This is a genomic window from Lactobacillus sp. B3795, from assembly GCF_026535805.1.
Taxonomy (GTDB): Bacteria; Bacillota; Bacilli; order Lactobacillales; family Lactobacillaceae; genus Apilactobacillus; species Apilactobacillus kunkeei_C.
The window spans coordinates 1-22,299 of the sequence record NZ_JAFNPE010000013.1 but is presented as its reverse complement, the minus strand read 5'-3'; the positions used below and the strand labels follow the sequence as shown (position 1 = coordinate 22,299).

Here is a 22,299-nt window from a genome sequence, read left to right as displayed (position 1 = left end):
CCTATTTTTCGCTAAAGTAACGTTTGAAATTCTTAGCGTAGTTATGCTTAATCCAAACGTCTAATAACCAACGCTTAAAGCTCTTGTCACGGTTATACCAGAAAGTAGTACCGTATTGGCCCTTCTTGATTAATTGAAGAGCGAATTCCTTGTCTGCGTTGTCCTTAGCATATTTCTTGAAGACTTGTTCGCCAACACCTAACCATAGGTAACGATTGTCTTTGTTTTCGTTAGCGTATACAGTTTCTTTATCTGATAAGTCATCAAATGCGTAATCTCTAACAACCCAATCAGCTAAATTGTAACCATTTAAACTTACGAAGAAACTACTTCTACCTTGTCTCAAGTTAATTTCAAATAGTTTGAAAGTATTGTCTCGAGTATCGTATTTCATATCAAAGTTAGCGTAACCAACATAGTTAATCTTTTCTAGGAATCCTTGGACCATTGAATATAGCTTTTCGTTATATTCTGGCAAGATAGCTACATAGTTACCAATAGCTGCTGGTGATGGGTCTTCCAATAATGGATGACCTAAACACATCATCTTAACTTTGTGATTCTTGTCGACGTAGGCATTTAAAGTACGCATGTTACTGTCATCACCGGGGATAAAGTCTTGAAGAATCAAATCAGAAGTATATCCATTGGTATAAATCTTTTCAATTATATCTTCAAATTCATCTTGTGATTCAATAATGAATGCTTTTTTTCTGCCTTCAAAGTGAACATCCAACCATTCAACACTGTTGGTTGGCTTTAATGCGACTGGATAACCAAATGGTTGTTCAATCTTTTCATCACTTTCAAAATCATTTTTAGAAATAATCTTTGTCTTTGGATATGGTAAATCATATTCTTCACATAACTTATAGAAGTTTTCTTTACTGTTTAATTTCTTGATTAAGTCATAATCAACGTATGGACAAACGAAGACGTCTTCTAATTCATCCTTATGTTTTGAAATCAATTCAGCATAACCATCACCACAACCAATTAAGATAACTGGTTCTTCATGTGACGCATATTCCTTCTTAAGTTCTTTCATTGATTCAATCCATTTTGGATCTTCGCTAAAGCCATCAATCAAAGTTAAATCAACAATTTTTGTAAAACGTGTAGGTGCAAGTGCTTGTTCAGCGTATGCCTTCACGGGTTTTCTGTATTTTTCATATAATGAACGAGCCATTCCATAAGCATTGAAATCACTACCTAATAGAACAACTGTAAAATTAGATTCTAAATTACTCATTATCTATCCCTCTCAAAACATTTTGTACCACGACGGGATCTGTTTCGTATGGAGTATCTACGCCGTTGATTTTTTGGTAAGGATCTCTTCCTTTACCAGCAACTACTATCATAGCATTATTATCACCGGCGTGAATAGCCTTTTTAATAGCCATTTTTCTGTCTAGTTCAATATGAACGTCAACTTTATCATGATTAATGTAAGAATCTATTTCGTTAATAATGTCTTTTGGATCTTCAAAGGCTGGGTCATCAGAAGTTAAAAATGCAATATCTGCACTTTCAGTTAATGCTTTTCCAAAACCTTCTCTACGATCTAGTCCCTTATTACCAGGACTTCCCACTACAACAATTACCTTGCCATCAGGATTATTACTCTTCAAAAATCCTAATAGTGCATGCATGCTAGCGTAGTTATGGGCATAATCAACGTAAATTGTACCATTGTTCTTAGATTTGTATGATTCCATTCTCCCTGGAACAAACACATCTTTCAATCCCTTTTTGGCGTCTTGTGCACTAGCATTATCCAATGCAGAAGCGATAATCGCAGACATTGCATTAGCTTCGTTATAGTCTCCCACAACTCCAATTTTGTAGTCATCTTCGACATTCATTTTCTTAGCTTTTTCACTATTAGCAACTACTCTAATTTCATTGCTGTCGATTGTGTCTGAGATGCTTGAGAAATTGAAATCAATTTGTACGTCTTCAAATTCTTTTTTATCCCTACTGAATAGATAAATTTTGTCTGGATCAGTAGTTGATTTAGCTGCTTCGTAGACATCTAACATGTAATCTGTGTCTGCATCAATAATACAATGTGTGGAATTAACCATTAATTGTTCCTTGCAGTGTAGATAGTCGGCAAATGTTGGATGTTCGTTTGGACCAATATGATCCGGTGAAATATTTAAGAAAATACCCACATCAAAATGAAGTCCGTAGACTCTTAACTTTTTGTATGCTTGTGATGAAACTTCCATCACTAGACTAGTCATTCCATTATCCACTGCTTGTCTCATGTAGTTAAAAATATCTAATGACTCAGGGGTGGTTAAATGTGACTTGAAGCGTTGTGATGGTTCGTTTCCAACAACAGTATCAATTGTAGAAATCAATGCTGTTTTGTTGTTATTGGTGTTATCTAAAATACTTTTAGCAAAGTAAGAAGATGTTGTCTTCCCCTTAGTCCCGGTATAAGCAATAACAAACAAATCATTTTGAGGATAGCAGTAAAAGGCAGCGCCTACTAGAGACATTGCCTTTTGCACGTTATTCACAATGATTTGAGTTAAGCCATTACCTTCATCATACTTTTGTTCAGCAACGTAACCAGTCGCACCCATTTCCTTAGCCATCGCTAAGTATTCGGGCTTGAAATTACCCTTACAAAAGAACAATGTATTTGGTTTAACATTTCTGGAATCGTAAGTTACTTCATCAAATGAAACATCCTCACCTGATACAATTTCTTGTATTAGTCCATGTTCAGTTAATATTGTTTTTATTTCATCAATTCCAAGAGCCATTGTTTTTACTTCCTTATATCAAGATTTAAAAATTATGCTTGTAGTTGTACCTTGTTAATAGTATCAGCGTTTGTATCTTCTGGGAAGTATACTTCATACCATAGAATAAATAGGTAAGGTGTCATAATCTTTTGCATGCTTGATTTACCTTCATCATGTTCCTTTAGAATTCTTAACAATTCATCGGTGTTAAAGAACTTTTCAGCAACGTCAGAAGTAAATGCTCTCACAATTCTTTCATGGAACTTAGGTTCTCTGATCCATGATGCGATTGGTGATGGGAAACCAAGTTTTTCCTTCATAGCAACCTTGTCAGGTAATGCACGTTCAGCTGCTTTACGAAGTGAAATCTTAGTACCTTCTTTGTTGATACGAGTCTTAATTGGCATAGTTGCAGCAAACTCAGCAACCTTCTTATCAACCAATGGAGTTCTAACTTCAAGAGAGTTAGCCATACTCATACGGTCAGCCTTTTGTAAAATATCAAATGGTAACCAAGCATTGATGTCAAAGTATTGCATTTGAGTCATTTCGTCTTTGTCAGCTACTTCATCAAAAATGTATTTTGAGTAAGCACCTGAATCAACGTTCAATGATGGATCCTTTAATAACTTGTTTCTGTCATCGTAGTTGTATACGTAGTTAACACGGTAGTATCTTTCACTCAATGGTTGAGCACCACGAATTAAGAAACGACGACCGTGGAAACGAGGCATCTTAGTAGCCATCTTAGCTAATGCACTACGGATAAATCCAGGAACGTATTTTTGGTATCTTTCAAATGGAATTGCTTCTAGGTAAGTATTGTAACCACCGAAGAATTCATCAGCACCTTCACCAGATAAAGCAACCTTAACTTCTTTACTAGTACCTTGAGCTAAGTAGAATAATTGAATAGCTGATGGATTTGAAAGTGGTTCATCCATGTAGTACATCATAGTTGGTAAGAAATCAAAGTAGTCATCACCAGTAATCTTGATTGGTGTGTTCTTTTGACCGATTTGTTGAGCAAAGTCAGTTGACCATGATAATTCACTAAACTTAGAATCGTTGAATCCAAGTGAGAATGACTTAATTGGTTTTAATTTTGAAGCTTCGTTTAAAACGTAACTTGAGTCAACACCACTTGATAAGAAACTACCAACTTCAACGTCAGCAATCATGTGGGCCTTTACAGAATCCTTAACGATTGCTTCAATCTTCTTGGCATCTTCTTCAACAGTTTGTGATTCATCAATGTGATCGTAGTTGAACTTGTAATATCTGTGTGTTTCAGTCTTCTTTTCATCAATGTGGTGAATGAAGTAAGTACCAGGCATTACTTTGTAAACGTTCTTGAACATTGTTTCTGCTGATGGAATAAATTCAAAACTTAAGTGAATTGGTAGAAGCTTTAGGTTTAATTCCTTCTTGAATGCAGGGTTTGATAAGAATGCTTTTAATTCAGAACCGTACATAAATGCGTCGCCATCGTCGTAGTAGTATAGTGGCTTGATTCCGAAATGATCACGAGCACCGAAGATTTCGTTGTTAGCACTGTCATAGATAACGAATGCGTACATACCACGAAGTTTATCCAATAGTTTTGGACCCCATGCTTCGTAACCACGAATTAGAACTTCTGAGTCAACATCAGTTTCAAATTCCCAACCTTCAGAAATTAATTCATCTCTAATTTCTTGGTAGTTGTAAATTTCACCGTTAAAGGTTAATACTTTCTTCTTATCTTTACTGTATAGTGGTTGGCCACCATGAGCTAAGTCAATAATTGATAGACGACGGAATCCCATTGATACCTTATCGTCTTGGAAATACTTTTCATCATCAGGGCCACGATGCTTAATTCGATTAGCCATCTTTTCAATGGTGTCGTTAGGCACATCTTTATGATTTACATATCCACAAAATCCACACATAAGTTTTATTCCCCTTTGTTTTTTTAATGTATTAATAATTTTTAGTTACTTTTTAATCGTACTTATTTTATTGTAACAAAATATTTAGATTTTAGGCCATAAAAATAGCAATTTAATCAATGATACAAATTTATATAGTACACAAACTAATATTATTAAGTATAATCATATCTACACTTCTGTCCAGTGAAATCGTCTAAAAACCGCTATAAATTTGTATAAAACAAAAAGACGCTGATACGCGTCTTTTATTTACGAGCATTGTTATACTCTTTCATTGCATTTCCTGTGACTGATTTAGCGTCATTTAATGCGTCTTTTGGTGTTCCTGAATATAGGATTTCACCACCGTAACGACCAGCCTTAGGACCTACATCAATCATCCAATCTGACTTACTAATTACAGATAAGTTGTGTTCAACAATGATTAGAGTGTTGCCCTTTGCGACTAATTCATCGAATAAATTAGTCATTATTGATACATCTTTCATATGCAAACCGGCAGTTGGTTCGTCTAACAAGTAAACGGTACCGGTCTTGTTTAGTTGCAATGCTAGTTTTAATCTTTGGACTTCTCCACCTGATAATGTATCAAGTGATTGGCCAAGTGAAAGATAGTCCAAACCAACCTTTTGCATATTAACTAACTTATCGTGGATTTCTGCAACGTCACTGAAGAACTTAATCGCTTCTTTAATTGATAAATTCAATACTTCGGCAATGTCTAAACCATTTAATTTGTATTGTAGTGCCTCATCACTGTAACGTTTTCCATGACATTTTTCACAAGTTTGAACAACTGGATCCATAAATGCCATGTTAGTAATTTGAACTCCACGACCTTTACATAATGGACATTTACCTTTTCCATTATAACTAAATAGTTGTCTTGAAACCTTGTTAGCATCCCCAAATAGTTTTCTAATATCATCTAGGATATTTAGATAGGTAGCTGGTGTTGATCGAATGTTTACTCCAACTGCATCTTGCGTTAAGTCAATGTAGCCAGTTTTTAGTTTATCCTTAACCGCTTGGATTAATGAACTCTTACCAGATCCGGCAACCCCTGAAATAACGGTTTGAGCGTTTAATGGAATTGATACATTGGCATGCTTTAGATTATGGATGTTAACATCCTTTAAATCTAAGGTGTCGTTGAAATTCTTGGCCTGCTTAAATACCAGTGGTTCTTGTAATAACTTACCAGTGATGGTGTCACTCTTAAGTAAGTCGGAATACTTACCGTTAAACATAATCTTTCCACCATCTTTACCTGGTTTAGGGCCAATTTCGACAACGTAGTCGGCAATTGGAATTAGTTCAGGATTATGTTCAACGACTAAAACAGTGTTTCCCTTATCCTTTAATTTTCTCAATGCATGACTGATTAGTTTAATATCCGCTGGATGTAATCCAACACTTGGTTCATCTAAGATGTAAACCATGTCAGATAACGAACTATTCATGTACTTAGCAATCTTAATTCTTTGAGTTTCCCCACCGGATAATGTGTCAGTACTTCTGTCCAATGTTAAATAACCTAAACCTAAATCAATTAATGATTGAATCTTGGTAGTTAGTTCTCTCAATAAATCGACAGTTAGTTTTTCATCAATTGAATCTAGAAATTCAATAACGTGGTTTAAGTCCATTTGTAAGACATCGGCAATGTTATATCCATTAATCTTACAAGTAAGAACTTCTGGTCTTAACTTAGTACCATGACACTTATCACAAGCCGTTCTAGTAACGATTTCTTGAATGGCTTCCTTGTGGTGTTCTCCTTCTTTACTTTCAATAATTGAACGTTTAATTCTTGGAATGACACCTTCATACAAAATGGACTTTTTCCATTCTTTGGGCGCATCAGTTAAATGATGTTGCGGTGCATATAATAAATCATTTAATTCCTTTTCAGAGTAATCTTTAATCTTCTTGTCGTTATCGAATAAGCCGGTGTGAGCATAACGTTTCCAACGCCATGTTCCAGGACCAAAACTAACGAATGTAATTGCCCCTTCGTTTAATGACTTATCGTAATCAATCACCTTGTCCGGATTGATGTGATCAATGTAACCTAGCCCCTGACACTTATCACACATCCCTTGAGGTAAGTTGAATGAAAATGTATCAGAGTATCCAACCCAAGGTTTACCAATTCTAGAAAATAATAATCTCAATAATGAATAGATTCCAGTGTAGGTAGCAAGTGTTGAACGTGGATTTTTTCCGACCTTCTTTTGTTGAATCACAATCGCAACAGGTAGATTGTCGATTCTTCCTACATGTGGAGCTCCATACTTTGGTAGGTATTGCTGGGTGAAACTAGGAAATGTTTCGTTTAACTCTCTTCTAGAGTTAGCAGCAATCGTATCAAAAACAAGTGATGACTTTCCGGCACCAGATAATCCGGTAAAAACTGTAATCGCATGCTTTTTGATGCTGATATCCAAGTGCTTTAAGTTGTTTTGAAAAGCATTATGAACCTCGATATAATCTTGATTTGGCATTTCAATCCTCCTGAATTCACTTTGTAGTAACAATTATAGTAGTTATAAGATTCAATTTCATTTATCTTGTTTAATAATTAAGAATTTATAAAGATAATCTGTTTTCTTGAGAAAAATAATTTTTTGATACTATAATGAAAGTATGAATACGATATCTAATCGAAAGAAGATGAAATTATGGCAGAAGAAAAAAGAGATAAAATGATTGGTTTAGTAATGTTCATTTGTAACAAATATAATCGTAAGGATTTTCGTTTCGCGAAGTCTTTAATCTCTCACAGCTATGATGAAACTGTTGAAAGATTACAAAAGGCTTATGAAGATTCTTGTGATGCTTTCAAAAAACGTATCTTAGAACCAATTAAGATTCCAGCTGACACTGTCGCTATTGATTACAGTGCCGCATTCGAAAAGATGACAGCTACTAAAATTACTACCCATCAATTAAAGAAGTATTCAAAGCATGCCTTAATTGCTAAGGAAATGTTAGAAAGAATCAACGAACCACTAGACTAATAACTAACTAAAAAAGCCATCCTTAATCAGGATGGCTTTTTCTATTTCATTAATTGATATAACTTACCGTAGTTAACGGTTCCCAAACCAGTAGATTGGTTGTACTTCTTTCCGGGTTGGCCGGTATAGTACAAGTTACTATTATCTTTGTCAGAATCTAATGTATTAAATGGTGAGTTACCATTGTTAGCAAGTGCATACAACTGTGGATTCCATAATCCGAAACGATGGTTAGCTCTAGTAGCAAACAAAGCATTTACCGCAGCCACTTGTGGGGCAACAATACTTGTTCCACCATCGATAAACCATTGGTTGTTATACAACACAGTGTAACCTGTTTGAGGATCACCGTTTGCAACAATGTCCGGTAGGTTTCTACCCGACGCAGTTCCAGATGTTTGGGTTGGCTTTGCGTATTGCTTTGCATAACCGCTATCCATGTTCCAGTATTGAACAGCATTGTAACTATTTACACCACTAACATTGCTTTGGTAGGCAGGAGTTTGGTTAAACTTACTGAAACCACCACCGGTTCCTGCAAAGTAAGTACTTAGGAAACTATTTTGATCACTGTTGTATAGCTTCAATTGGTTAAAGTATGGATATAAGAAATCATTTGACCATGCACGTTCCTTATCAATCTTAACCTTATGACCGTTAACGCTGTAGTTAATTGGCACACTGGTTGCTCCAACGGCTGTAATGAATGGAGAGGAAGCAGGAGATTCAACTGTTAATCCAGTTACTCCCCCTTCAATCCCATCATAGGCACCATTGTCACCGGTTGAATTAAAAATACTAATCCCTTGCGCAGCACCTTGTAGTAGCAAACTATTCATAATCGAATTATAGTTCTTAGAAATGAATCCTTCATTCATCATTTGTTGTAATTCAGCTTCGCTGATTCCCCAACTTAATGATAAACTGTCAGACTTGTTGGCACTAATTGCTTTAGCAAAGCTCTCTACCATTCCAGAGATGGTTGGTTGAGAAACATAAACATTGATGTTTGACTTGGGAGCAATTGCACCAGCTTGTTGGATATCCATTGTGGTTTCATCACTTTGTGACTTGATTGAGGCATAGGCATCCTTGTAAACGTGAACTCGTTTAATACTTGAAGGAACTCCTACCTTCTTCCAAAATCTTGTAATGTCAGAATTCTTGAAACCACCAAATGAGATAATCCCAATTCCGTGTTTAGCACCACGTTTGGCTTGTTTTAGTGAAGTTGCACCGTAACGACTGATGAAGTCCTTAGGGCTACGCTTCATTGAGCTACTCTTAGTTTTCTTAGCAGCATTGCTATTAACGTGATCATAGTTACTTAATCCCATGAATCCATTAACATGCTTTTGAAGCTTTCCTCTCATTTTTGGTTCGTGGTTTGGACGGTAGACGAACTTCCCGTTGACCTTCACTCTCACTTGCTTATACTTAAGCGCTTTTTGAATGTTAGCCTTACTACCATAACCTCTTAATACGAGGTTTCCGGCATACTTGTTAGTTTTGATATGATACTTTTTGAAATACTTTTGAATTGCAGCAACAGTTCTATTAGTTTGTCCATAACGGTTGGCAAACTGTTTGGTAGATAAGAACTTCTTATGCTTGGTCAAAACATAATTTTCTAGTTTACTATTACTCCTGGTTTTTAGAATAATCGCGAAGTTGGAAGTCGCTGAACTAGATTTTTCTTTGGCCTTCTTATGAATTTTGACCTTATGTACCGTTTTCTTAGCTTGCGCATCAACATTGTAGTTAAATGCCATTCCCAATAAAACAGAGGTACTTAGTGTCGCAATAATTGTTTTTCTATAATTCACTCGTATCACCCCTTATGTAATTTCATAATATTCCTAAAAATATCTCAAGTATACAGATTTAAGCAATTCTTTATAATTTTTTATGTTAGTATTAAATATAGTTACATAGTGAAAGGAGGTTTGCAATTTGTTTAAAGAATTCAAAGCATTCATCTCTAAAGGTAATGTCTTAGATTTAGCCGTTGGTGTAATCATTGGTTCAGCATTCACAACCATCGTTAAGTCATTTACTTCCAACTTGATTAATCCTTTAATTGGAATTTTCATGGGTCAAATGAACTTATCATCAATCGTCTTCTCAGTGGGTTCAGCTCACTTCAGAGTCGGTAGTTTCATCAACGATGTTATTAACTTCTTGATTGTTGCCTTCGTTGTATTCTTGATTGTAAGAACTTACAACAAAGTTTCAAAACGCGATACTACTCCTAAGGATACCAAGACTGACATCCTATTAGGTCAAATCCGTGATTTACTTTCAGAACAAAAAAATAACAAATAACAACAAACCCAGGTATTTTTATGCCCGGGTTTTTTCTTTTGATATTAAGTTCGGTTTTAAAATATGATAAAATATTATTACTATTTCAAAAAATGAGGAGTTAATATGGTGATAATTACAGCAGGGATGATTGGTGTTGGTAAGACAACTTTGACCGGTAAAATCGCAAAACATTTAGGCACTAAGGCCTTCTATGAACCAGTTGGTGAAAATCCTGTTTTGCCTTTGTACTATAACAATCCAGAACAATATGGATTCTTATTGCAAATTTACTTTTTAAACAAACGTTTTTCAATGATTAAAAAAGCGCTATCAGACGATAACAACATCTTAGATAGATCAATCTATGAAGATGCCCTTTTCACAAAACAAAATAATGCTGAAGGTAACATTTCAGACATGGAATTGAAAATTTACCTAGAATTGCTGGACAAAATGATGGGCGAATTAGATCAACTTCCTAAAAAAGCTCCAGACCTAATGGTATATGCTGAAACCGATTTTGAAACCATTCTACACAGAATTAAAATGCGCGGCCGTGACTACGAACAATTCGATAACGATCCTAAGTTAAAAGAATATTACTATCACATGTGGTCAGCATACAAACAATGGTATGAAGAATATGATAAGAGTCCTAAGATGAAGATTGACCTTCAAAAATACGACCTATCAGAAGATGCTAACGTCGACATCGTTTTAAACATGATTGATGAAGAACTTAAAAAAATCAGATAATAAAAAATCCCAAATCATAATGATTTGGGATTTTTTGTGTTTAGTTATCTTCTAATGTACCTAGTTCAAAGATTGATTGACCATAAATTGCCATCGCTAACATCAAGTCGTCTACAACTTGGTATTCGTTGGCTTGGTGCATTGTGTTTACAGTCCAAGGGAATTCAGCACCGAATGCTACCCCTCTCTTCATCATACGACCGTAAGTACCACCACCAACTACTTGTGGTTGGGCTTCAGTCTTACCAGTGCGTTCACGGTAAACATTGATTAGTTTGTTTACGATTGGGTCTTTTGGATCAACATAGTGAGGAACCATGTCGTCTGTGTTGTTAACAGTTCCATCCATTACCTTAGCAGCTTGGCTTAAGTGTTTTCCAATGGTTTCAACACTAATGCCCTTAGGATATCTAAAGTTAGTGTTAACAAAACCTCCATCAGTTGGGTTGAACTTTAAGATACCAACGTTCATTGTTAAGTCACCCATGATTTCATCAGTGTAGTTAGCACCGATTCTGTTTGCTCGAGAATCACCGTGTAGGAATTCTGCAACAAACTTAATAAAGTTCTTAGCATCACCAGAGAAATCGTAGCCACGTAAGAAGTTAGCTAGGAATGTTCCACCATTAACACCGTTTCTTGGTTCCATTCCGTGTGCTGACTTACCAATTAAATGTAACTTGATTCCATCTTCAGTGATTTCAGAACCACCGTCTAGTTTGCGATCTTGCATAAATGTTGAGAATTCTTCTGCCATTTGATCTTTAAATGCAGTCTTAACATCAGCAAAAGCATCCCTTGGTACCATGTTTTCTCTTAAACCGGCATCGAAGTTAGCTAAGTAGTAATCAGCTGAATCTTCTTGGTTGGTACCAAAAGTAGTTTCAAATGTTGTATTACCTTTTTCACCATTAATAACTGGGAATTGAGCATCTGGAGAGAATCCAAAGTCAGGTTCTGGTTCTAACTTGAAGTAATGCTTCATTCCAGTCCAGTTACTTTCTTCATCGGTACCAATAATGAATCGAATCTTGCAGTTAGGTTCAATTCCTTGGTCCTTCATCATCTTTAGACCATAGTATGCAGCCAAACCAGGTCCCTTGTCGTCGGAGGCACCACGACCAAATACTTTTCCGTCTTTGATCATCATTTCAAATGGATTGCTGTCCCATCCTTCACCGGCTGGCATAACATCAGCATGGGCTAAAATAGCAAATGTCTTATCTCCACTACCGTATTCTATGTAACCAACTAGGTTATCTAAGTTCTTGACAGTGAAACCGTCGCGTTTACCAATTTCTAAGTACTTTACTAATGCTTTAGCTGGACCAGGTCCTAAAGGAAATTCATCAGTAGCCTCGTTATCATTTCTTTCACTATCGATAGAAATTAAGTTAGCTAAATCCTTTAGATAATCTTCCTTGTAGTCTTGAGCTAATTTATCCCAATTAATCATTTTGAAATCCTCCTTTACCTTTCCATATATTTTAGCATAATCTAATAAAAACACATCAATGAAGTACCAATTTTTTAGTGATATACTGAAGATAAAACGTTAGGAGGAATTAATATGACAGAAATTTCAACTGACATCGTTAATAACACTATTATTAAACGTCCAAATAATAGCCATAAAGGCACTTTTGGACGAGTTGGTATTATTGGTGGTACCAATAACTTTGGCGGTGCTATTATCATGGCCTCAAAGGCCTGTGTCTATTCTGGTGCAGGATTAACAACTACTTTTACGGACCCAGTCAATCTTTCTAGTCTTCATACCCACATTCCTGAAGCAATGTTTGTAGACTTTAATGATTTAGACAGTATTAAGTCGATGCTTAACGGATTCGATGTTGTCCTAATCGGTCCAGGACTAGGAACTGATGAAAACAGTCTAACTATCTTAAAAACTGTTTTTAATAACATCCAGCCAACACAAAAATTAATTATTGATGGTTCAGCCATCACACTTATTGCCAATCATAATCTTGACCTTCCTGATGCAAAACTTATTTTCACACCACATCAAATGGAATGGCAACGATTATCTGGCATTAAAATCAGTGACCAAACCGATGAAAACAATCAAAAAGCCGTCAAGAAATTAAATGCTACAGTTGTTGTTAAGTCACACCATACCAAGATATATCATAATGATGATATCTGGATTAATCCTGGTGGTACCCCTGCTCAAGCAACTGGTGGTATGGGGGATACTTTAGCCGGAATGGTTGCCGGGTTCGTAGCACAATTCTCAGATACAACTGATGCAGTTTTATCTGCCGTATATGCTCACAGCGCAATCGCTGATAAATTAGCTGAGAACCAATATGTTGTTCTTCCTACCCAAATCATTGAACACATCCCCGAATTCATGAAAGCAAGCGAAAAAAAGACAGAATCATAATCGATTCCGTCTTTTTTTATTTGCGATTTATAAAGTTAAAAATTATTACCAATGATAATGGAATAATCAATACTAGTACTGAGTAAGCATTTAGGTAATGATCGACAATCCCCATGATGAAGGTTCCTAAAATGAAACTTGTAATTACCATGATGGTATCAATCAATAGTGATTTAGCCTTTTTATCATGATCAGCCAATGCTAAATATGCATTATTAGCAATTTTGCTAATGTTTCCAGTCATCATTAGTGGATTAAATGGATTTCCCTTTAGTAGTTTAAACTCTTGCAACTGAGCAGCTGATACTAACGATAAAAGTCCAACGATTAAAACCGATGAAGTGTCTTTAACTAGTAGACCAACAATCATAATGACTACAATTTCATAAAACATAATTATGACTTTTCGAGTATTAATCGAGTCCAGTTTTCTTTGCATTACTTTGATAATCACAATTCCTAGCGCAAAGAAAATAATTGAGAAAATGTACTTCAAAGATTGAGCAAAGTCATGATTAGCTAAACTAATCCCAAACAAAATTGAGTTTCCTGTTTGTAATCCAGCAAATACCCCACCTTGTTCAATGAAGGTATAGGCGTCAATTCCACCACTGGTTATTGCCAATAGGATTGCGATTAATGGATGCGTAAATATATCTTTATTTTTCATCTTCATTACCCATGCTTTCAGTTTTATTTAATGTGTAATTTTCGTCTTAAAGAGTCTGCTTTACTTCCAATCACAATATTGGCAATTCTGCTCTTCAGTGCCAAGTAAACATAAACAAATCCACCTAATGAAGTAGCAATTATTACAACAATTAAACTTCCAACACTAGTAAATGGATTCATCAATAAGCCGACAATCATGTTTCCAGCATATACTGATGCTAACGCAACAAGATATGTTACAAGTGCGAATAATACAATCCAGTTAATTTGGTTAAGCATCTTATCACTTCTAATCTTAAATTGACGATCCAATGAATTGATAATCAATCCATTTACAACCATGAATCCAATTGCAGAAGAAATTAAAGGACCAAATTCCTTGAAGAAGAATACCATTGGGAACTGAGTGATAATTTTAGCAATAATTCCATAAACAAAGTATCTTACGGCAACCTTGTTTTGAGAAATTCCTTGCATCATTGCAGTCACAACAGTGAATAATCCAAAGAAGATTGAAATAATGGATGAGAATGCTAATACGTTAGCTGATAGTGCCCCATTACCAGTTCCGTAAAAGACTCGGTTTAATGGACCAGCAATAGCAGTCATCCCTAACGCTGCTGGAATCATTACGAATGAGAATAGCACAAATCCACTTGAAATTTGGTGGCTAATTTCTTTTCTATTACCCTTTGTGTAAGCTTCTGATAGTAAGGGAACAACTGTGATTGCCATAGATGAAGCAAGTGAGATGGTAATCATAATTAGCTTATTGGCGTTACCTGCAAAAATTGCATACAATTGATTCAAAACTAAATTTGAAGCATTTGTGGCAACATGCATAATCTTAAAGAAGGTAAACTGATCAATTAATTGAAAAATAGTAATTCCGGCACCAAGAATAACAAATGGGACAGCTTGTTGAATTATTTCCGTATATAGTTTATTAGCATTTACATGAATTTCATTATTACTATTCTTAACCAAAGAACGGTAGTAACGACGACGTTTTAAGTAATACCAACCTAAAACTAATAATCCTGCAACCGAACCAATAAAAGCAGCAAAGGTAGACTGAGAAACAGCAGTAACCCAACTACCATGCATAACTTTAATGATAAAGAAAACTGCTAACAACATGTATATTACACGGAATAGTTGTTCAGCAAATTGTGAAATGGCTGAAGGTGCCATATCTTGGAATCCTTGGAAGTAACCACGAGTTAAACTCATGGTTGGAATGATTAATACGGCCCATGATAATGATCTCATAACCGGAATTAAATCAGGATTTCCGTTATCAAATGCAGGTGCTCCGATATATAGGATTAATGCACAAACAATCCCTGTGATTAGTGATAATAATAATCCTCGTTTGTACAACCTGACACTGACACCGTACTCATTTAAGGCATTATAATGAGCAACCTGTTTGGCAATTGCGGATGGGATTCCGGCAATTGAAATAATTAATATCATACTATAAAAATTATATCCTTGTACATATAATGAATTAGCTTGTAAATACAGAACACCAAGCATCATTCTCCAAGGAATTATGTATATTGCTCCCAATACTCTTGATAAGATGCTCCCCGCTGTCATCCATGCGGATCCCTCAATCATCTTATCCTGAGCTAAATTATCTTTCATATTTTTATCTTGTTCATGCATATCGCATTCCCACTTTCAAATTTCTCTAACTTGTTCATTTTAATCAATATTTTACTCGTAATCAACATCATACCACTATTAGACACAAAAAAAGAGTGATAATCGTTAAATTATCACTCTTTTTATTTAGTTAGCAACGATATTTACAATCTTACCAGGAACAACAATTACCTTTCTAACTGTCTTTCCTTCAATATCTGCCTTAATCTTATCATCACTCATAGCTGCTTCTTGAGTAGCATCCTTAGATGCATCAGCGGCAACCTTAATATGAGCTCTAACCTTACCGTTAACTTGAACTACGATTTGTACTTCATCATCAACTAATTTGCTTTCATCATATTCTGGCCATTTAGCATAAGTAATGCTGTCGTCATGACCAAACTTGCTCCATAGTTCTTCAGCCATATGTGGAATGATTGGTGAAACTAACTTCACGAAGCCTTCCATGTAGTCTAGGAATAAACTATCTTGCTTGTAGCATTCATTTACAAATACCATCATGCTTGAAATTGCAACGTTGAAACGAAGGTTTTCGTAATCATCAGTTACCTTCTTAACAGTTTGGTTGTAAATCTTATCTAATTTATGATCGTTTACAGTAGTGATACGGTCACGAAGTCTGTCTTCATCATCGATCATTAATCTCCAAACACGGTTAACCCATCTGTTGGCACCATTAATACCTTCAGTACTCCAAGGCTTTGATTCAGTTAATGGGCCCATGAACATTTCGTATAATCTCAATGTATCTGCACCGTATTCTTCAACGATATCGTCAGGGTTAACAACGTTACCCTTTGATTTAGACATCTTTTCGTGGTTAGTACCTAAAATCATTCCTTGGTTAACTAACTTGTGGAATGGTTCCTTGGTAGGAACAACACCTAAATCATAAAGAACTTTATGCCAGAAACGAGCATATAGTAAGTGAAGAACGGCATGTTCTGCACCACCAATGTATAGGTCAACTGGTAACCATTTCTTTAATAATTCAGGGTCAGCAATCATCTTATCATTGTGTGGATCAATGTATCTTAAGTAGTACCATGAACTACCAGCCCATTGTGGCATGGTGTTAGTTTCACGTTTACCCTTACGACCATTTTCATCAACAACATTTACCCATTCGTCAATGTTAGCTAATGGAGATTCACCAGTACCTGATGGTTCAATGTTATCAGTTTCTGGTAATACCAATGGAAGTTCATCTTCTGGTACTAAACCAGTTTCACCGTCTTCCCAATGAATAACTGGGATTGGTTCACCCCAGTATCTTTGACGTGAGAAAATCCAGTCTCTCAAACGGTAGTTAGTCTTAGCATGACCTGCATTGTTGTCTTCCAACCATTTTACGATAGCGTCAATGGCATCTTTTTTGTTCATACCATCTAAGAAGTCTGAGTTAATGTGAACACCGTCGCCAGTGTAAGCTTCTTTTTCAATGTCGCCGCCTTCGATAACTGGTTTGATAGGAAGGTCAAATTTCTTGGCAAATTCATAATCACGGTCATCATGTGCTGGAACAGCCATAATTGCACCAGTTCCGTATGATGAAAGAACGTAGTCACCAATCCAAATTGGAATTTGTTCACCATTAACTGGGTTAATTCCGTAAGCTCCGGTAAATACACCAGACTTGTCTTTGTTTAAATCAGTACGTTCTAAATCAGACTTAGTAGCAACTTCCTTACGGTAAGCTTCAATTGCTTCTTTCTTGTCATCAGTAGCAATCTTGTCTACTAAATCATGATCAGGTGCTAACACGATGTATCCAGCACCGAATAAAGTATCTGGTCTAGTTGTGAAGACTTCAATCTTTTCATCATGGTCTTTAACACCAAAGAATACGCTGGCACCCTTTGAACGACCAATCCAGTTTCTTTGCATTTCTTTAATGCTTTCTGGCCAGTCTAAGTCGTCTAAGTCATCGATTAAACGATCAGCATATGCAGTAATCTTTAATACCCATTGCTTCATTGGAACACGGTATACTGGGTATCCACCACGTTCAGTCTTACCATCGATAACTTCTTCGTTAGCAACAACGGTTCCACCCATAAAGTCGGGAGCCCAGTTAACTTCGATTTCGTCTTCGTAAGCTAAACCTTTTTTGTATAATTGTTCAAAAATCCATTGAGTCCACTTGTAGTACTTAGGATCAGTAGTATCAACTTCTCTGTCCCAGTCGTATGAGAAACCTAATGACTTAATTTGTTCTCTAAAGTGTTCGATGTTCTTTTGAGTAAATGAACCAGGATGGTTACCTGTCTTTAATGCGTATTGTTCAGCAGGTAAACCGAATGCATCAAATCCAATTGGATGTAATACATTCTTTCCTTGCATTCTCTTAAATCTAGCCATGATATCAGTTGCAGTGTATCCTTCAGGATGTCCTACGTGAAGTCCTTGACCAGAAGGATATGGGAACATATCTAGAGCATAGTAATTTTCTTTGTTTTCATCATTTGTTGTTTTAAAAGTTTCATTGGTTTCCCAATATTTTTGCCATTTCTTTTCAACATCTTTGTGATTATAAGCCATAAAAAATTCCTCCTTTAATCAGTTATCGAATAAAAAAGTCCTATAAGCTATAAAGCCTATAGGACGAAAATTCCGCGGTACCACCTAAGTTTATCTATAAAATATAGATACATCTCAAATCCTTAACGCGGAAAACGTCTTAACCTACTGAGATTCAGTCAAGATCTCTACGACTAGTTCAATTAGCATTGGTCTAAATTCACAGCGGCCATTTAGTTTCTGAAAAGCAACGCCAATCTACTACCTCGTATCAACAATTTCTATTCGATAATTTAATTATTTTAAATATACCAGTCTACAGAATTAAAATCAAGGACAATTATCAAATGTGTTAGAATTATTGATAGTTATTAATCAAGGAGTAATTAAATAATGAAAATTCAACCATCAGTTAGATACAGTCATACCCTACTATCTCAATTGGTGCAAAGCGGCGACACTGTCGTTGATGCAACCGTTGGAAAAGGAAATGATACTGAGTTTTTATCACAGTTAGTTGGTGAAAACGGAAAAGTTTATGGCTTCGATGTGCAAGCAGAAGCAATTAACTACACTAAACAAAGATTAGATGACAAAAATTTAAGTAGTAACGTCACCCTTTTTAATACCGGTCATGAAAATATTGCAAAACTAGTCGATGGATCAATTAATGCTGCCATCTTTAACCTTGGATATCTACCAGGAAGTAACAAGGATATTATCACAAAACCAGATACCACCCTGACAGCGATTAAGTCATGTCTAGACAAACTTGAAGTAAATGGCATTGTCGTCTTAGTTCTATACTATGGCCATGATGGCGGTCCACAAGAAAAAGATGCCGTAATTCAATATGCTCAAAGTTTAGACCAAAAAGCATTTTCAGTCATGCAATATCAATTCATTAATCAGGTTCATTGCCCACCTATCCTATTGGCAATACAAAAAAATTCCAACTAATTAAAGTTGGAATTTTTTATTTTACTTTTTAGCTAAAATACGATCATATAAGTTTACAATTACCGCAAAGATAACGATAAACAAGCATACCCAAAATACTTTGTGTAGTGAATCATAAATCACGTTTCTTAATGGTTCCATTAATTTAGCAGGAACTAAATGAGCAGTTTTAACATTAACAATTTTATTAATCATATCCATTTTGGCACCATCAGTATGAAGAATTCCAATGGTTAGTTGTCTATTCATCACGATACCTAAAACGGCCACAATCAATGTTTGACCAAAAATTCTACATAGTGTATTGAATGATGTCGCAACACCAACGTCTGATTTTTCAACACTGTTTTGTGAGATTACTGTTCCATTGGTAATTGTGATTCCAAAACCAATTCCGCAAATTGCTGCGATGGCAAAGAACCAGGCGAATGAAACTGTAAATGGTAGTAATACCACCCAAATGGCAGCAACTAAAATAAAGAATAAACCAAACATTGTAGCGTAGAATGCCTTCATTCTAGACAATAACCATCCGGATACAAATGCACCAAAGATCCAAAGGATTGAAGTTGGTGTGATGGCTAATCCAGAAAGTGTTGCTGGGTATCCAAATATTCCTTGTGTCCAGACTGGAAGATAAACTTCTAGTCCCATCAAGAAACCACTGATTAGAAAGGCAATGATGTTTTGAATAACAAACGTTCTGTTTTTCAATAACTTCATTGGAATAATTGGATTTTCAGCACAATGTTCTTTTCTTACGAATAAGATTAACAATAATATTGAGAAGAAAATACAATATGAGATGGGTTGCCAGTTATCTGATAAATCACTGATCAATTGGATGATGTACATCAATGACAATAATAATAGTGATAGATAAACCATTCCTAGGTAATCAATTGATTGTTTAACCACGACGTGTTTTTCATGAAAACTAACGATAAAAATAATCAATGCGATGACTCCAAGTGGCAAGTTTAAAAAGAAAACCCAGTGCCAACTAAGGCTATCAACCAAAAATCCACCAATTAAGGGAGCTAATATTGATGCAATCCCCCAAATAGCACCGTTTAGTCCTAAGATTTTACCCCTATTCTCATCAGAATAGATATCAGCAACAATTGTGTAGGATAATGGCATAATTACCCCTGCACCGACACCTTGAATTGCTCGCCAAATTATCAATGTTGTCATTGAATTAGACATTCCAGAGAAAATTGATCCAATTAGGAAGATTCCAATTCCAAAGATAAATATCTTCTTTCTACCAAATTGATCTGATAATTTCCCATAGATTGGTGTCGATATTGCGTTGGTAAGTAAGTAAACTGAGAATACCCAGTTCATAATTGAGACACCATGTAAATCCCCTACAATTGTGGGCATAGCAGTTGATACAATCGTTCCTTCAACGGCACTCATAAATGTAGCGATAAACAATGATATGGTAACTAATAAAACATTGTTCTTTTGCGTATTAATACTCATTGTTCCTCCATCAAAATAAAAACGATTTATAAGTAATTTTCTACAAATAAATCGTCTTTATCGTTTTAAGATATATTATTTAAAGAAATTTTGTAGTTCTTCAACCTTGTCAGTATGTTCCCAAGGTAAATCGATATCGGTTCTACCAAAGTGACCGTAAGCGGCTGTTTTCTTGTAAATAGGACGCTTTAAGTCAAGCATCTTAATGATACCAGCTGGTCTTAAGTCAAAAATTTCTCTAATTGCTTTAATTAGATCATTTTCTGAAACGGTAGCTGTACCAAAAGTATTTACAGAAATTGAAACAGGCTTTGCAACACCGATAGCGTAAGCAACTTGTACTTCAATACGAGTAGCTAACTTAGCAGCAACGATGTTCTTAGCGATATATCTAGCAGCATAACTTGCTGATCTATCAACCTTAGTAGCATCCTTACCAGAGAATGCACCACCACCGTGGTGAGCAGCTCCACCGTAAGTATCAACAATAATCTTTCTACCAGTTAAACCGGCATCACCTTGAGGTCCACCAATTACGAAACGTCCAGTAGGATTAATGAAGAATTTGGTGTTGTCATTTAGTAATTCGGCTGGAATAACAGCCTTAATTACTTGTTCGATAACATCTTTTCTAATTTGTTCTAAAGTAACATCTGGATCATGTTGAGTACTTAAAACAACAGTTTCAACAGCAACAGGTTTGTTGTTGTCATCGTATTCAACAGTTACTTCGGCCTTTGCGTCAGGTCTTAAGTATGAAATTGTACCATCTTTTCTTAAGTCAGCAATTTTTCTCATTAGCTTATGACTTAAAGAAATTGGTAGTGGCATTAGTTCAGGTGTTTCATCAACAGCGTAACCAAACATTAAACCTTGATCACCTGCCCCAATCTTATCTAGAGCATCTTCACTACTGTCACGAGTTTCCAGAGAATCATCAACACCTTGAGCAATATCAGGTGATTGTTCATCAATGGCAACTAATACTGCACAAGTATTACCATCGAAACCGTATTGGTCATTGTCGTAACCAATTTCTTTGATAGTTTCTCTAACAATTTTTTGAATGTTAACGTATGCTTTGGTAGTAATTTCACCAAAAACTAATACTAAACCAGTAGTTACTGAACATTCACAAGCAACTCTGGAATCAGGATCTTGTTTTAGCATTTCATCTAAGATAGCGTCACTAATTTGATCAGCGATTTTATCAGGATGTCCTTCTGAAACAGATTCTGATGTAAATAAATGTCTTTCTTGCATTTTAATGATTCCCCCTATTAATTTGGTTACAAGGCATCTTCACTATCAAGGTGAATCCTATCGGGAATACGCTTATAACTCTTAAAATCATATCATAACTTTAATATTTTTTAAAGTAATCGAAAATACAAAAAAAGACTACCCTTTCGGATAGTCTTTTTTTCAATTAGTACCGGAGGTGGGGTTCGAACCCACACGATCTTGCGATCACTGGATTTTGAGTCCAGCGCGTCTGCCAATTCCGCCACTCCGGCATAATATTAAAATGAAGCCAAAGGCGGTAATCGGATTTGAACCGATGATAAAGGTTTTGCAGACCTCTGCCTTACCACTTGGCTATACCGCCATTTTAGTTCGAATTCAACTGGGCTAGCTGGATTCGAACCAGCGCATAATGGAGTCAAAGTCCAGTGCCTTACCACTTGGCTATAGCCCAATTAAAAAGGGCGGTAGGTGGGAATCGAACCCACGCGTGTCGGAACCACAATCCGATGTGTTAACCACTTCACCACTACCGCCAT

16 protein-coding genes, 4 tRNA genes, 1 riboswitch and 1 other annotated feature are annotated in these 22,299 nt (G+C 35.8%); of the genes, 5 read left to right on the top strand and 15 right to left on the bottom strand.

The genetic code is table 11. The annotated features are described in order from the left end of the window. Position 1: 1 nt before the first annotated feature. From J3U50_RS05045 to J3U50_RS05030, 4 genes are all read right to left on the bottom strand, one after another. The gene (locus J3U50_RS05045; RefSeq protein ID WP_053791693.1) at positions 2-1,252 is read right to left on the bottom strand and encodes a carboxylate--amine ligase; all 1,251 of its coding nucleotides are present in this window, start codon (positions 1,250-1,252) and stop codon (positions 2-4) included. Beyond that, on the bottom strand, positions 1,245-2,783 hold the full coding sequence (locus J3U50_RS05040) for a UDP-N-acetylmuramoyl-L-alanyl-D-glutamate--2,6-diaminopimelate ligase (protein ID WP_301945712.1): 1,539 nt from the start codon (positions 2,781-2,783) through the stop codon (positions 1,245-1,247). Before J3U50_RS05040 ends, J3U50_RS05045 begins: the two co-directional genes overlap by 8 nt. A 32-nt stretch (positions 2,784-2,815) precedes the next feature. Beyond that, positions 2,816-4,699: an asparagine synthase (glutamine-hydrolyzing) gene (gene asnB, locus J3U50_RS05035; RefSeq protein ID WP_041152206.1), complete on the bottom strand. Its 1,884-nt coding sequence runs from the start codon at positions 4,697-4,699 to the stop codon at positions 2,816-2,818. A 248-nt stretch (positions 4,700-4,947) separates the two neighbouring features. After that, positions 4,948-7,209 carry an excinuclease ABC subunit UvrA gene (locus tag J3U50_RS05030; RefSeq protein WP_301945711.1) on the bottom strand — a complete coding sequence of 754 codons (2,262 nt, stop codon included), beginning with the start codon at positions 7,207-7,209 and terminating at the stop codon, positions 4,948-4,950. Between the two features lie 177 nt (positions 7,210-7,386). On the opposite strand from J3U50_RS05030, the gene J3U50_RS05025 reads away from it, so the two are divergent. Continuing rightward, entirely contained in the window at positions 7,387-7,725 is a 339-nt protein-coding gene (locus J3U50_RS05025; protein ID WP_054608093.1) for a hypothetical protein, read from the top strand. Between the two features lie 41 nt (positions 7,726-7,766). Here J3U50_RS05025 and J3U50_RS05020 read toward each other — a convergent pair whose 3' ends face one another. Then, the gene (locus tag J3U50_RS05020) at positions 7,767-9,551 is read right to left on the bottom strand and encodes a S53 family peptidase (RefSeq protein ID WP_301945710.1); all 1,785 of its coding nucleotides are present in this window, start codon (positions 9,549-9,551) and stop codon (positions 7,767-7,769) included. A 127-nt stretch (positions 9,552-9,678) separates the two neighbouring features. Here J3U50_RS05020 and mscL point away from each other — a divergent pair, with 127 nt between their 5' ends. Both mscL and J3U50_RS05010 read left to right on the top strand, forming a co-directional pair. Then, complete coding sequence (gene mscL, locus J3U50_RS05015; RefSeq protein WP_054608091.1) at positions 9,679-10,050, top strand: large-conductance mechanosensitive channel protein MscL; 372 nt, start codon at positions 9,679-9,681, stop codon at positions 10,048-10,050. A gap of 105 nt (positions 10,051-10,155) precedes the next feature. Then, positions 10,156-10,788 (top strand): deoxynucleoside kinase, encoded by a 633-nt coding sequence (locus J3U50_RS05010; protein WP_053791689.1) that lies wholly within the window; start codon positions 10,156-10,158, stop codon positions 10,786-10,788. Positions 10,789-10,828: 40 nt separating this feature from the next. Here J3U50_RS05010 and pepV read toward each other — a convergent pair whose 3' ends face one another. Then, a complete protein-coding gene (gene pepV, locus J3U50_RS05005; protein WP_301945709.1) occupies positions 10,829-12,244 on the bottom strand; it encodes a dipeptidase PepV in 1,416 nt (471 codons plus the stop codon). Positions 12,245-12,358: 114 nt separating this feature from the next. Here pepV and J3U50_RS05000 point away from each other — a divergent pair, with 114 nt between their 5' ends. Beyond that, entirely contained in the window at positions 12,359-13,195 is an 837-nt protein-coding gene (locus tag J3U50_RS05000; RefSeq protein ID WP_054608089.1) for an NAD(P)H-hydrate dehydratase, read from the top strand. A gap of 16 nt (positions 13,196-13,211) precedes the next feature. Here the strand turns inward: J3U50_RS05000 and J3U50_RS04995 are convergent, their stop codons facing one another. From J3U50_RS04995 to leuS, 3 genes are all read right to left on the bottom strand, one after another. Further along, positions 13,212-13,865, bottom strand: a complete 654-nt coding sequence (locus J3U50_RS04995; protein WP_301945708.1) for a YoaK family protein — start codon at positions 13,863-13,865, stop codon at positions 13,212-13,214. 23 nt (positions 13,866-13,888) lie between these two features. Beyond that, entirely contained in the window at positions 13,889-15,541 is a 1,653-nt protein-coding gene (locus tag J3U50_RS04990; RefSeq protein WP_054608087.1) for a polysaccharide biosynthesis protein, read from the bottom strand. A gap of 126 nt (positions 15,542-15,667) precedes the next feature. Next, on the bottom strand, positions 15,668-18,085 hold the full coding sequence (gene leuS / locus J3U50_RS04985; protein WP_301945707.1) for a leucine--tRNA ligase: 2,418 nt from the start codon (positions 18,083-18,085) through the stop codon (positions 15,668-15,670). A 56-nt stretch (positions 18,086-18,141) separates the two neighbouring features. Next, positions 18,142-18,348 (bottom strand) — a binding site (T-box leader). Positions 18,349-18,457: 109 nt separating this feature from the next. Here leuS and J3U50_RS04980 point away from each other — a divergent pair. Then, a complete protein-coding gene (locus J3U50_RS04980; protein WP_301945706.1) occupies positions 18,458-19,024 on the top strand; it encodes a class I SAM-dependent methyltransferase in 567 nt (188 codons plus the stop codon). A 21-nt stretch (positions 19,025-19,045) separates the two neighbouring features. Here J3U50_RS04980 and J3U50_RS04975 read toward each other — a convergent pair whose 3' ends face one another. The 6 genes from J3U50_RS04975 to J3U50_RS04950 all read right to left on the bottom strand — a co-directional run bounded on the left by J3U50_RS04975 (position 19,046) and on the right by J3U50_RS04950 (position 22,296). Then, a complete protein-coding gene (locus J3U50_RS04975) occupies positions 19,046-20,515 on the bottom strand; it encodes an MDR family MFS transporter (protein ID WP_301945705.1) in 1,470 nt (489 codons plus the stop codon). Positions 20,516-20,590: 75 nt separating this feature from the next. Then, positions 20,591-21,778, bottom strand: a complete 1,188-nt coding sequence (gene metK, locus J3U50_RS04970) for a methionine adenosyltransferase (RefSeq protein ID WP_301945704.1) — start codon at positions 21,776-21,778, stop codon at positions 20,591-20,593. Next, positions 21,776-21,861: riboswitch (SMK box riboswitch) on the bottom strand. (Overlaps the previous gene by 3 nt.) Before the next feature lie 87 nt (positions 21,862-21,948). Then, positions 21,949-22,032: transfer RNA gene (locus J3U50_RS04965), tRNA-Leu, on the bottom strand. A 21-nt stretch (positions 22,033-22,053) separates the two neighbouring features. After that, positions 22,054-22,124 (bottom strand) — tRNA-Cys (locus J3U50_RS04960). An 18-nt stretch (positions 22,125-22,142) separates the two neighbouring features. Then, positions 22,143-22,214: transfer RNA gene (locus J3U50_RS04955), tRNA-Gln, on the bottom strand. 9 nt (positions 22,215-22,223) lie between these two features. Then, positions 22,224-22,296, bottom strand: a tRNA-His gene (locus tag J3U50_RS04950). Positions 22,297-22,299 lie beyond the last annotated feature (3 nt).